The organism is Stenotrophomonas sp. Steno-Z10-HUANG (genome assembly GCF_056393075.1).
Window position 1 is genome coordinate 158,030 of the sequence record NZ_JBWJPA010000007.1, and the last position, 11,931, is coordinate 169,960.

At 67.3% G+C, this 11,931-nt stretch carries 14 protein-coding genes; 9 read left to right on the forward strand and 5 right to left on the reverse strand.

What is annotated here, in order from left to right; translation table 11 throughout:
- Positions 1 to 26 precede the first annotated feature (26 nt).
- The 8 genes from AC06E6_RS11375 to AC06E6_RS11410 all read left to right on the forward strand — a co-directional run bounded on the left by AC06E6_RS11375 (position 27) and on the right by AC06E6_RS11410 (position 6,204).
- Positions 27 to 869, forward strand: a complete 843-nt coding sequence (locus AC06E6_RS11375; protein WP_478061391.1) for a lysostaphin resistance A-like protein — start codon at positions 27 to 29, stop codon at positions 867 to 869.
- A 72-nt stretch (positions 870 to 941) separates the two neighbouring features.
- Complete coding sequence (locus AC06E6_RS11380; RefSeq protein WP_104937597.1) at positions 942 to 1,748, forward strand: M48 family metallopeptidase; 807 nt, start codon at positions 942 to 944, stop codon at positions 1,746 to 1,748.
- A gap of 153 nt (positions 1,749 to 1,901) precedes the next feature.
- Positions 1,902 to 3,095: a heme biosynthesis protein HemY gene (locus AC06E6_RS11385; protein ID WP_240212998.1), complete on the forward strand. Its 1,194-nt coding sequence runs from the start codon at positions 1,902 to 1,904 to the stop codon at positions 3,093 to 3,095.
- Positions 3,096 to 3,241: 146 nt separating this feature from the next.
- On the forward strand, positions 3,242 to 3,913 hold the full coding sequence (locus tag AC06E6_RS11390) for an energy transducer TonB (RefSeq protein ID WP_104937599.1): 672 nt from the start codon (positions 3,242 to 3,244) through the stop codon (positions 3,911 to 3,913).
- 85 nt (positions 3,914 to 3,998) lie between these two features.
- Entirely contained in the window at positions 3,999 to 4,742 is a 744-nt protein-coding gene (gene exbB / locus AC06E6_RS11395) for a TonB-system energizer ExbB (protein ID WP_054661248.1), read from the forward strand.
- Between the two features lie 45 nt (positions 4,743 to 4,787).
- The gene (locus AC06E6_RS11400) at positions 4,788 to 5,213 is read left to right on the forward strand and encodes an ExbD/TolR family protein (RefSeq protein WP_104937600.1); all 426 of its coding nucleotides are present in this window, start codon (positions 4,788 to 4,790) and stop codon (positions 5,211 to 5,213) included.
- Positions 5,214 to 5,216: 3 nt separating this feature from the next.
- Positions 5,217 to 5,627 carry an ExbD/TolR family protein gene (locus tag AC06E6_RS11405; protein WP_055768671.1) on the forward strand — a complete coding sequence of 137 codons (411 nt, stop codon included), beginning with the start codon at positions 5,217 to 5,219 and terminating at the stop codon, positions 5,625 to 5,627.
- Between the two features lie 250 nt (positions 5,628 to 5,877).
- Positions 5,878 to 6,204 (forward strand): ExbD/TolR family protein, encoded by a 327-nt coding sequence (locus tag AC06E6_RS11410; protein ID WP_240213107.1) that lies wholly within the window; start codon positions 5,878 to 5,880, stop codon positions 6,202 to 6,204.
- A gap of 302 nt (positions 6,205 to 6,506) precedes the next feature.
- Here AC06E6_RS11410 and AC06E6_RS11415 read toward each other — a convergent pair whose 3' ends face one another.
- The 3 genes from AC06E6_RS11415 to cls all read right to left on the reverse strand — a co-directional run bounded on the left by AC06E6_RS11415 (position 6,507) and on the right by cls (position 9,067).
- On the reverse strand, positions 6,507 to 7,262 hold the full coding sequence (locus AC06E6_RS11415) for a pyridoxine 5'-phosphate synthase (protein WP_240212997.1): 756 nt from the start codon (positions 7,260 to 7,262) through the stop codon (positions 6,507 to 6,509).
- On the reverse strand, positions 7,259 to 7,537 hold the full coding sequence (locus tag AC06E6_RS11420; protein ID WP_233996262.1) for a hypothetical protein: 279 nt from the start codon (positions 7,535 to 7,537) through the stop codon (positions 7,259 to 7,261). The genes AC06E6_RS11415 and AC06E6_RS11420 overlap by 4 nt, the downstream gene beginning before the upstream one ends.
- 69 nt (positions 7,538 to 7,606) lie before the next feature.
- Positions 7,607 to 9,067, reverse strand: coding sequence for a cardiolipin synthase (gene cls, locus AC06E6_RS11425; protein ID WP_478061396.1), 1,461 nt, complete (start codon positions 9,065 to 9,067; stop codon positions 7,607 to 7,609).
- A gap of 112 nt (positions 9,068 to 9,179) precedes the next feature.
- Here cls and AC06E6_RS11430 point away from each other — a divergent pair, with 112 nt between their 5' ends.
- Positions 9,180 to 10,271 (forward strand): PA0069 family radical SAM protein, encoded by a 1,092-nt coding sequence (locus AC06E6_RS11430; protein WP_240212996.1) that lies wholly within the window; start codon positions 9,180 to 9,182, stop codon positions 10,269 to 10,271.
- A gap of 19 nt (positions 10,272 to 10,290) precedes the next feature.
- Here the strand turns inward: AC06E6_RS11430 and AC06E6_RS11435 are convergent, their stop codons facing one another.
- Positions 10,291 to 10,719 (reverse strand): nuclear transport factor 2 family protein, encoded by a 429-nt coding sequence (locus tag AC06E6_RS11435; RefSeq protein ID WP_240212995.1) that lies wholly within the window; start codon positions 10,717 to 10,719, stop codon positions 10,291 to 10,293.
- A 115-nt stretch (positions 10,720 to 10,834) separates the two neighbouring features.
- Positions 10,835 to 11,848: a class 1 fructose-bisphosphatase gene (locus tag AC06E6_RS11440; RefSeq protein ID WP_104937606.1), complete on the reverse strand. Its 1,014-nt coding sequence runs from the start codon at positions 11,846 to 11,848 to the stop codon at positions 10,835 to 10,837.
- Positions 11,849 to 11,931: the final 83 nt, after the last annotated feature.

Genomic DNA, 11,931 nt, shown 5'->3' on the forward strand with positions numbered 1-11,931 from the left:
GCCTCTCCCGCTGCCGCAGGAACACGATGTCCGCCCCACCACCGGTTCCGTTGTCCGTCCCGCCCGCCACGCCGCCGGTATCGCGCCCGGGCTCGCCGCTGCTGGGCTTTGGCCTGGACATCCTGCTGGCAGCCAGCATCCTGCTGGGGCTGAGCCTGCTCTGCGGCCTGGCGTGGGGCCTGTGGCGCGGGTTCGAGGTCGGCATGGCGGTCGCGCGCGAAGGCGGCGGAGCGCCGGATGCGGCACAACTGGGCGCGCAACTCGGCCAGCCCGGTGCCCTGGCGCAGATGCTGATCGCACTGGTGTCCACCAGCCTTGCCGCCCTGGTGCTGTACTTCTGGCGCCGGCCGGCCTCGCCGGCCGAGCGTGCCGCTTCCCATGCCGCCGTCCGCCGTGCGTCCACCTGGGGCTGGACCCTGCTGGTGGCTGCCGGGGTATTCGCCGGCAGCAGCCTGATCTCTTGGCTCGGCAAGCAGCTCGGCATCGAGCCGGTGCCGACCAATCTGCCGCTGATGGAACAGGCCCTGGCCCACTACCCGGTGTTCCTGGTGGTATTCGCCGTGTTCCTGGCCCCGGCCTACGAGGAACTGCTGTTCCGCCGGGTGCTGTTCGGACGGCTGTGGGCGGCGGGACGGCCGTGGCTGGGCATGGCGCTCAGCGGCGCGGCCTTCGCCTTCATCCATGAGATCCCCGGGACCACCGCCAACGGACTGCCGGAAGTCCTGCAGCTGTGGCTGGTCTACGGTGGCATGGGCGTGGCCTTCGCCTGGCTCTATCGCCGCACCGGCACCTTGTGGGCGGCGATTGCCGCGCATACGCTCAACAACGCGATCGCACTGACCGCGCTGGTGTTTTTCGGGCTGCAGTAAGTGCGCAACAGGTTGACGGAAATTTAAGCCGGGCGCTCGCACACTGCGGGCATGAATGAAGGGAAATACGCCATGAAACCCCTGCTGTTCGGCGCCGCCATCGCCCTGCTGCTGGGCGCCTGCGCGACCACGACCTCACCCACCGGCCGCCGCCAGGTGGTGGGTGGGATCTCGCAGCAGCAGCTGGACCAGCTCGGCGCGCAGGCCTTCGCCGAAACCAAGGCCAAGCAGACCCTGAGCCGGGACGCCCGCCAGAACGCGTACGTACAGTGCGTGGTCAATGCGCTGGTCGCCGAGCTGCCCCAACAGTACCGGGGCGTACGTTGGGAGACCGCGCTGTTCGTCGAGAAGGAACCCAATGCGTTCGCCCTGCCCGGCGGCAAGGTCGGGGTCAACAGCGGCATCTTCACGGTGGCGAAGAACCAGGACCAGCTGGCGGCGGTGATCGGGCATGAGATCGGCCATGTGATCTCGCGGCACCACGAAGAGCGTCTGACCCGTCAGCAGGGCACGCAGCTGGGCCTGGGCATAATCGGCGCGCTGGCCGGCGCGGCCTATGGCGATACCGCGGCCAGCGCGGTCAACCAGTTCGGCGGCCTGGGCGCACAGGGACTGATCCTGCTGCCCGGCTCGCGCACCCAGGAAAGCGAGGCCGACGTGGTCGGCCAGCGGCTGATGGCGCAGGCCGGGTTCGACCCGGCCCAGGCCGTGGACCTGTGGCAGAACATGATGGCGGCCGGGGGCGGACGTCCCCCGCAGTGGCTTTCCACCCACCCCGATCCGACCAACCGCATTCGCGAGCTGCAGCGCGATGTGGCCGTGCTGGAACCCGTCTACCGCCAGGCGCGCCAGTCCGGAAGGACGCCGCGCTGCGGTTGACCCGTGGACACCACCATCCCGGGCCTTGGACATTGGTGCAATACAGCATCGGAAGTGATTTCTCCGTCAAAATTTTTCTGTTACGTTTGGCGGCTCTGTCTGCACAGACAGTCCGTCTACAGCCCCGCCCCCGCGGTTCCATCGAGGTGACCCATGATCTCCCGCAGCCATAAGCAGGCCCTGCTTTCCGTCCTCGTCGCCACCGTACTGGGTGGTGTCGTGGTTGCCGACGCCGCCGCCCAGGCGCGTTCGTCCGATCGCGGGAGCGAGCGCCGCAGCCGCGGTTCGGCCAAGGCCGAGGTGCTGTATCCGGAAGCGACCCGCCAGGAACCCAATGGCAAGTCGTCCTCGAAGATGGGCGGCAAGCTGCAGAAGCTGTTCGCCGCCTACAACAAGGACGACTACGAGCAGACCCGCACCCTGGCCGATGAGATCATCGCCGCCGAGGGCGCCAATGACTATGACAAGGCGGTCGCCAACCAGCTCGCCTCGCAGGCGGCCTACAACCTGGACGACACCGCCGCTGCCAAGCAGTACCTGCAGCAGGCCATCGCGCTGAACCAGCTGGACAACAACGGCCACCTCCAGGCGATGCTGATGCTGGCCCAGCTGCAGCTGCAGGACGAGCAGTACGCCGAAGGCCTGGCCAACCTGGACAAGTACTTCGCCGAGTCCAAGTCGCACAAGCCCGAGGAGCTGGTGATCAAGGGCCAAGCCCTGTACCAGACCGAAAAGTACGCCGAGGCCATCCCGGTGCTGAAGGCGGCCATCGCCGCCTCGCCCGAGCCGAAGGACAGCTGGAACCAGCTGCTGATGGCGGCCTACGCCGAAGCCGGCCAGACCGGCGAAGCGGTCAAGGAAGCCGAGGCCCTGGCCGCCAGGAACCCGGCCGACAAGAAGGCGCAACTGAACCTGGCCAGCATGTACATGCAGGCCGACCAGATGGACAAGGCCGCCGCGGTGATGGACAAGCTGCGCGCGGCCGGACAGCTCACCGAAGAGCGCGAGTACAAGCAGCTGTACTCGATCTATGCCAACACCGAGAACAAGGAAAAGGACGTCATTGCGGTGATCAACGAGGGCATGTCCAAGGGCATCCTCAAGCCGGACTACCAGGTCTACCTGGCGCTGGCGCAGTCGTACTACTACTCCGACCAGATCCCGCAGGCCATCGAGGCGTGGCAGAAGGCCGCCCCGCTTTCCAAGGATGGCGAGACCTACCTGAATCTGGCGCGTGTGCTGCACTCTGAAGGGCGGATTCCCGAAGCCAAGCAGGCGGCCCGGGATGCAAAGGCTAAAGGTGTGAAGAACCCGGCCGATGCAGACAAGATCATCAACCTGAAGTAAGCAGGAATAACGCCTGAACAGCTGCATTTGTGATGCGCAGCCGGTCAGGATTGGTATAAGCTTGGAGGTTCCTGCGGTGTCATGCACCGCTGAATCAGGGGCGTCGGAACAGCGCCGCCCCGGCCCCACTAATGAGCTCTTGGCGCATGACGGAACAACTGGTTTTCCACCACAGGTATGACGGCGAGAAAGAGACGGGTCTGAGCTGGCCCCGCATCGCCGGTATCGCCTTTGTAATCGCACTCCATCTGGCAGCCCTGATGATGCTCCTGATTCCCGCCGTGGCCCCGAAGGCCGCCAAGGAAAAGGAACGCAACGTCATGGTGACGCTGGTCGACGCCCCGCCGCCGCCACCGCCGCCGCCGCCGCCGCCGCCGCCGCAGGACACGCCGCCGCCGCCGGTCAAGAACCTGGCGCCGCCGAAGCCCTCGCCGCTGCCGCCGCCGCCGGAAGCGCCGGTGGTGGACGTGCCGGAACCGCGCCCGAACGACGTGGTGACGCCGCCGTCGCCGCCGTCGCCGCCGGCGCAGGTCACCGACATCCAGGCCAGCGTGGACATCTCGTCCAAGAACATGAACCCGCCGCGTTACCCGCCGGCCGCCTTCCGCGCCGGTATCCAGGGCGAGGTCATCCTCATCATTGATGTCGACGCCAGCGGCAACGTCACCAATGTGTCCGTCGAGAAGTCCAGCCGTAACCGTGATCTCGACCGCGCCGCCATGGATGCGGCACGCAAGTGGAAGTTCAATCCTTCCGTCATCAATGGACAAAAGGCGGCTGGTCGCGTCCGCGTCCCGGTCAACTTTGCGCTGAGCTGATCCCCCGGCGGCCAGCGGCCGCCCGCAGGGAACCGTTCGACTTTAGCTACACCCTTTAACACCACACACAACAAAGGTAAGCGTCATGCTGCAGGAAATCTTCATCGCCGCTGCTGCCGGGGGCAACGCAAACAACGCGCTCTCGCAGATGGGCTTCGAGCATCTGATTCACGAAATGACCTCCAAGCCGGGTGACTTCGCGGTTTCCTGGGTCGTGCTGCTGACCCTGGTCGCGATGTCGGCGATGTCGTGGTACTGGACCGTCATCAACATCTTCCGTTCCACCCGCCTGAAGTCGGCTTCCGACCGCGTGCCGGGCATGTTCTGGGACGCCGCCAATGCCCAGGACGCGATCCGCGCCATGGAAGAGCAGCCGGCTTCGGAGCCGTTCTCGAAGATCGCGCTGGACGCCGCCCAGGCCGCTGCGCACCACCAGCAGGCCGGCGCCGCCGAGACCCTGAGCCGTTCGGAGTTCGTCGACCGCGCCCTGCGCCAGGCCGTCACCCGCGAATCCAACAAGCTGCAGGGCGGCATGATCCTGCTGGCCACCGTCGGCGCGACCGCTCCGTTCGTGGGCCTGCTGGGTACCGTGTGGGGCATCTACGGCGCGCTGATCAAGATCGGTGCCACCGGTTCGGCCTCGATCGACGCCGTTGCCGGCCCGGTGGGTGAAGCGCTGATCATGACCGCGATCGGTCTGTTCGTCGCGATCCCGGCCGTGTTCGCCTTCAACTTCTTCAGCAAGATCAACAGCGCCACCGTCAGCAAGTTCGACACCTTCGCGCACGATCTGCACGACTTCTTCGCCACCGGCTCGCGCGTTCGCTGAGCCGGCAGCAGAGCAGTCCTCGCAACGATATAGACGGAGCCCGTTATGGCTTTCAGTAGTGGTAACAGCGGCGGCCCCATGGCCGACATCAACGTCACGCCCCTCGTGGACGTGATGCTGGTGCTGCTGATCATCTTCATCATCACGGCTCCCCTGATGTCCCACAAGGTCAAGGTCGAGCTGCCCGAGGCCAACCTGAACATCAATCCGGACGACGCTGAGAAGCGTTCGGGTCCGATCACGGTGGCGGTCAAGGAAGACGGTTCGCTCTACTGGAACGATGAGCCGGTGTCGAAGGAGACCCTGGAATCGCGTTTCGCCACTGCTGCCCAGCAGACGCCGCAGCCGCCGCTCAACCTGCGTGGTGACAAGACCACCAAGATGAGCGTGATCAATGAAGTGACCAAGATCGCGCAGAGCCAGGGCATGCTGGACGTCGGTTTCGTTGCCACCAAAGAAAAGGGGCAATAAGCGATGGCTTTCAGTAGTGGTGGAAACAGGGGCCCCATGGCCGACATCAACGTCACGCCCCTCGTGGACGTGATGCTGGTGCTGCTGATCATCTTCATCGTGACCGCGCCGATCATGACGTACCCGATCGCCGTGGACCTGCCGCAGCGGGTCATCAACCCGCCGCCGCAGCTGCGCGAGCCGCCGCCGCCGATCGATCTGCGCGTGGATGCGAGCAATCAGGTTTACTGGAACAACAGCCCGGTGAACGTGAACGAGCTGCAGCAGAAGATGGAAGAAGAAGTACAGAAGGATCCGACCAACCAGCCGGAACTTCGCATTGATGCCAATCCGGATTCCGAGTACGAGGTCATGGCCAAGATCCTGGCCCAGGCCAAGAACGCTCAGATGAAGAAGATCGGTTTCGTGCAGTAACGCAATACCAAGTCATGACGCGACTGGAAAACGCCCCCGCTAGCCGGGGGCGTTTTTTTGCCTGGAAGTTTGTTCCCTTGCCTACGGGTGATGCCCCAGGCCGCTGGCGGCCGTGATCGACCCCGGAGCTTTGGGTCAGGAGCTGATAAGGTCCGCAGACACGGAAGCCCAAAGGGAACCTGGGATGCTGAAGGGGAAGAAGCTGATATGGGTTGTGGTGGCGCTGGCCGTGGCTGTGATTGGCCTGGCAATGGGTGCCTTGATGGTGACCGCACCGATCATGACCTATCCAATCTCGGTGGATCTGCCGCAACGGGTGATCAATCCGTCACAGCAGCAGAGCGAGCTGCGGCCAATCGACCTGCGCGTGGATGCCCGTAACCAGATCTACTGGAAGGAAAGTCCGGTTGACGTCAATGAGCTCCAGCAAAGGATGGAGGACGAGGTCCGGAAGGATCCGACCCATATGCTGGAACTTCGCATCGATGCCGATCCGGACTCTGATTACGAGGTCATGGCCAAGATCCTGGCCCAGGCCAAGAACGCTCAGATCAAGAAGATAGGTTTCGTGCGGTAGCGCAATACCGAATCATGACGCGGTTTTAAAAGCGCCCCGCTCTCTTTTCTTCCGCCGCACTTGGCGTGCCCTGTCGGCGGCGATGTGCGGCGGAGCGAAGCGGGACACCGGCCCATGCGCGAGGGGGCCGTGCCGGGTGACAGGAAGAGACCCGGAATGCAGGGTTCCGAGACGGGCTGCGATAGCTCTTACCCTTCTTTCCGGTCATCGTCCGGCTGCATCTATCCCCTATGGCGTAGGGCCGTTCGCCCGAAGCCGCTGCGCTCTACCCCGCTACCCACCGATAGCGCTGGGCGGCGCGATCAGGGACGCTGCGCGATGACGCGCAGGTAGCCTTTCACCGTCGCATCCAGCCCGTCGTACAGGGCTTCGCCGATCAGCGCGTGGCCGATGGAAACTTCCAGCACCTGCGGTACGTGCGCGAGGAAGCGGCCCAGGTTGGATTGCGACAGGTCATGGCCCGCGTTGACCCCCAGCCCGGCAGCCTGGGCACGGCGCGCGGCATCGGCGAACAGTGCCAATGCGGCGTCCGGGGCGCCAGCGGCGAAGGCCTCGGCATAAGGACCGGTATAGAGCTCGATGCGGTCCGCGCCGAGTGCGGCGGCGGCGGCGATATCGGGGTTGCCGGCGTCGACGAACAGGCTGACCCGGCAACCGTAGCCCTTCAGGGCGGCGATCAGCGGGCGCAGGCGTTCGCCGTCGCGGGCGAAATCGAAGCCATGGTCCGATGTCAGCTGGCCATCGCTGTCCGGGACCAGGGTGGCCTGCGCCGGGCGGGTCTGCTCGCACAACGGCAGCAGCCCTGGATAGCCCGGGCGTGGTGGCGCGAAGGGATTGCCCTCGATGTTGAACTCGACGCCGCGCGCGCGGGTGAGCGTTGAAAGCACGTGCACGTCATCGGCGCGGATATGCCGCTGGTCCGGGCGCGGGTGCACGGTGATGCCGTGCGCGCCGGCGTCCAGGCAAGCGGTCGCCGCGCGCAGCACGTCCGGGTCGTTGCCACCGCGCGAATTGCGCAGCACGGCGATCTTGTTGACGTTGACGCTCAGGCGGGTCATGACGGCGGGTGTTCTTCGGGAGCAGGAGGGGAAGGCGGCGTCGCCGGCGGTACCGGGGGGCGCAGCTGGTTGCGCAGGGCCTGCAGCTCGGCCGGGTGCAGGGCGCGCGGCGCCTGCCGGCTGCTGCCGGCGAAACGGGCCACGTACAAGCCCCTTATCCACAACAGGAACAGGGCCAGCGCGGCCAGCAGCGACAGCAGCAGCAGCCCGGCATGCGTGGTCGTGAGGGAAACGGTGAAGGCGCCCAGCGCGAGCAGCAGGAACAGCCAGTACATGACGATCTCCCGGTGGAGGCGCACAGTGTAGCGGCCCGCCCGGTGCGGGTTCCACGCGTGCACACCGCCCTACAGCAGCGGCGAGGCGAGCCGGGCGAACGCCTCGGGCAGCCGCTGCCGCCACAGCGGGCGATGGCGGTCGGGCAGCACCGGCGTGGCGTGCTCGAACTCCTGCGCGAGGATGGCTTCCAGCTCCGCGGTCAGGCCGCGGTCGTGGTAAAGCATGGACAGTTCGAAGTTCAGGCGGAAGCTGCGGTGGTCGAAATTGGCGCTGCCGACGATGCAGGTGTCGTCGTCGGCGATGAACGCCTTGGTGTGCAGCATGCGCGGGCCGTACTCATAGATCCTGACCCCGGCCTGCAGCAGCTCGTCGTAGTACGAGCGGCCGGCCAGGGTGACGAACAGCGAATCGCTGCGCCGCGGCACCAGCAGGCGTGTGTCCAGGCCGCCGAGCGCGGCCGAGGTCAGCGCCATCCGCGCCGCCTCGCCGGGGACGAAGTAGGGCGTGACCAGCCATACCCGGCGCGACGCCTCGTGGATCGCTGCCACGTGCATGCGGTGGATCGCCTCCCAGGAAGAATCCGGGCCGGAGACCAGCACCTGTGCCTGCACCGCACCGTCCTCGCGCGCCGGGCCGGCCGACGGGAACAGGTCCTCGCGGTCGAAGTGCGCCATGCCCTGCCCGCTCGCGTAGATCCAGTCCTCCAGGAACACCAGCTGCAGGCTGCGCACCACGTGCCCGGTCAGGCGGGTGTGCAGGTCGCGGTACGCGTCCGGGTTGCGGCTGTCATCCTCGTCGTCGGTGATGTTGATGCCGCCGGTGAAGGCGACCGTGCCGTCGATCACCACCAGCTTGCGGTGGGTACGCAGGTTCAGCCACGGCCGCTTGAACGGCTTGAGCAGCTGCCGGGGGTGGAACCACTCCACTTCGGCGCCAGCATCCAGAAGCGGGCGCAGGAAGCTGCGCCTGACCCGCGACGACCCCACCGCGTCCAGCAGCAGGCGTACCTTCACCCCGGCCCGGGCGCGCTCCACCAGCGCGTCGCGCAGCGCGGTTCCGGCGTGGTCGGGCTCGAAAATGTAGTACTCCAGGTTCACGTGGCGCCGCGCCACGGCGACCGCCGCCAGGATCGCGGCGTATGTCGCGGCGCCGTCCACCAGCCAGTCCACGGCGGTGGCGGTGCTCGGCGGCAGCCCGGTGGTGGCCTGGCCGATGCGCGCCAGCTCGGTGCAATGCACGTCGGCCGGGCAGACCGTGTTGTACGCCTCCATGCCCTCGCGCGAGCGCCCGCGCCGCAACCGCTGGCGCACGATCTTCTGCGGGCCTATCAGGTAGAACACGAACAGGCCGATGTAGGGCAGCGCCGCCAGTGACAGGATCCAGCTGAGCGTGGCCACCGGCTCGCGCTTCTGCAGCACGATGTAACCGGCCAGCAGTACCAGGTAGACGATGTAGGCCGCCGCCAGGATCTGGGCCGCGTGCGGAATGGCGGACACGCTGGTCCAGAGGCTGTGCAAGGCTTCGCGCATGCGCCGATTCTAGCCATGGGCGGTGCAGGGCGCGCGATGGTTGCAGCGCCACGCCCTCCCGCATGAACGCCACGTCGCTGCATCTGCGACGCAGCCGCGCTAGCGTAAGCGGATGCCGACTCCGATCAAGGGCCGCGGTGCCACCTGCCACCTGCCCGGCCGTTTCGAAACCACCACCACCGATGCCGTGGACGACGGCTGGCTGGCCGACGCCACCGACGAGTTCGCCGCGCCGCGGCTGCGTACCGAGGTGCGCGCGGAAACCGCGCGCAGCATCATCAGCCGCAACAGCTCGCCGGACGTGGGTTTCGAGCAGTCGGTGAACCCCTACCGCGGCTGCGAGCATGGCTGCTCGTACTGCTTCGCGCGGCCCACCCACGCCTACCTGAACCTGTCGCCGGGGCTGGATTTCGAGACCAGGATCTTCGCCAAGACCAATGCCGCCGAGCTGTTGCGCAGGGAGCTGGGCAAACCCGGCTACGTGGTCAAGCCGATCGCGCTGGGCATCAACACCGACGCCTACCAGCCGATCGAGCGCCGGCTGGGCATCACCCGGCAGCTGATCGAGGTGATGCTCGAGACCCGCCACCCGTTCTCGCTGATCACCAAGAACGCGCTGGTGGAACGCGACATCGACCTGCTGGCGCCGCTGGCGGCGCAGCGCCTGGTCAGCGTGCATTTTTCGGTGACGTCGCTGGACCCGCACCTGTCGGCGAAGCTGGAACCGCGGGCCTCGGCACCGCATGCGCGGCTGCGGGCGATGCGCCGGCTGCACGAGGCGGGCATCCCGGTCGGGGTGATGGTGGCGCCGGTGATCCCGTGGATCAACGACGCCGAGCTGGAGGCGGTGCTGGAAGCGGCGCGCGATGCCGGCGCGCGCAGTGCCGGCTACGTGCTGCTGCGGCTGCCGCATGAAGTGGCGCCGTTGTTCCGCGACTGGCTGCAGGCACACCACCCGCAGCGCGCCGGACACGTGATGAGCACCCTCAACCAGTTGCGCGGCGGCAAGGACTACGACAGCCAGTTCGGCAAGCGCATGCGCGGCGAAGGCGTCTATGCGCAGCTGCTGTCGCGGCGCTTCGCGCTGGCCAGCAGGCGCCTGGGCTTCAATGCTTCGCGCGAGCAGTGGCCATGGCTGGACTGCAGCCGTTTCGTGGCGCCGACGCCGCCGAGGAAGGCTTCGCCACAGGGCGAGCTGTTCTGACCGGCCTTGGCGCCGACTTTCAGGGCCCGGTCGGCGCCCGGCGCGACGAATGCGAGGCGACCCTCTGCCAGCGGCCATCGCGCAACTCCCACACGCGCGTGACGCGCAAGCGCCCTTGCCACGGCTGGCCGTCGCTGACCGCGGCCTGCACGCTGGTGCCGGTGGCCACCGCGGTGTCGCCGTAACGGCGTATGCGCACGTCCTCGTTGTCGATGCGGGGGGTGCGGCGCGGGCGCGTGGCCAGCGCCTGCAGGTCGTCGGCCTTGTGCTGCATGCGGCCGTCGGAACGGGTGAGCAGCCGATCCTCGGCCAGCAGTGGTGCCAACGCCGCCGCCTCGCCCTGCTGGCGCAGGCGGTTCCAGGCATCGTCGGCCTGCGCCAATGAGGGGGGCTGTGCCCCGGCCCAGCCGGCAACCAGGCACAACCCCGGGGCGAGCCATGCGCGCATCGGCCTATCCTCCGGCGAAACCCCGAGGGTGGCGCGGACCCGGCTGCCGCGGTAGTGCCGGGTCACGCCCGGCAGCCGCCGCAGCGCGTGCCGGGCTGTGCGCAGGCGCGCGGATTCAGGCCTGCGCGTCGTGCTCGCGGTGGTAACGCGTGGCCTCGGCCACCTCGTTGCGCGAACCCAGGAACACCGGCACGCGCTGGTGCAGCTGTCCGGGCTGGATATCGAGGATGCGGCGGCGGCCATCGGTGGCGGCACCGCCGGCCTGCTCGACCAGCATCGCCATCGGGTTGGCCTCGTACATCAGCCGCAGCTTGCCCGGCTTGGACGGATCCTTGCGGTCCCACGGATAGATGAAGATGCCGCCGCGGGTAAGGATGCGGTGCACGTCGGCCACCATCGAGGCGATCCAGCGCATGTTGAAGTCCTTGCCGCGCACGCCTTCGCGGCCGGCCAGCAGGTCCGCGACATAACCCTGCATCGGCGCTTCCCAATGGCGCTGGTTGGACATGTTGATGGCGAATTCCTTCGTGTCGGCCGGCACCTGCATGCCGCGCTGGGTCAGCACGAACTCGCCGGTCTCGCGGTCCAGGGTGAAGGCATGGGTGCCGTGGCCGACGCTGAGCACCAGCATCGTGCTCGGCCCGTAGATGCAGTAGCCGGCCGCGACCTGCTGCACGCCCGGCTGCAGGAAGTGTTCGTCGCCGGGCTGTTCCACGCCGGCCGGCGCGCGCAGTACCGAGAAGATGGTGCCGACGGACACGTTCACGTCGATGTTGGAGCTGCCGTCCAGCGGATCGAACAGCAGCAGGAAGTCGCCCTGCGGGTACTCCGACGGCACCGGCTGGCTGTGGTCCATTTCCTCCGACGCGCAGGCGGCCAGGTGGCCCCCCCAGGCATTGGCCTCGAGCAGGATCTCGTTGGAGATCACGTCCAGCTTCTTCTGCGCCTCGCCCTGCACGTTGCCGGTGCCGGCATCGCCGAGCACGCCGCCCAGCGCGCCCTTGCTCACCGCGATCGAGATGCTGGTGCAGGCGCGGGCCACCACCGCCACCAGCTGGCGCAGGTCGGCGTTGATGCGCCGGGCATGCTGCTCTTCGATCAGGAAGCGGGTCAGCGACGTGCGGGACATGTTCGGGGGCTACCTTCAGACGAAAGGAGCGCTATTGTCGCGGGTTGTCCCGGCTTTTACGAGGTCATGGCCCGGTCTTGTCC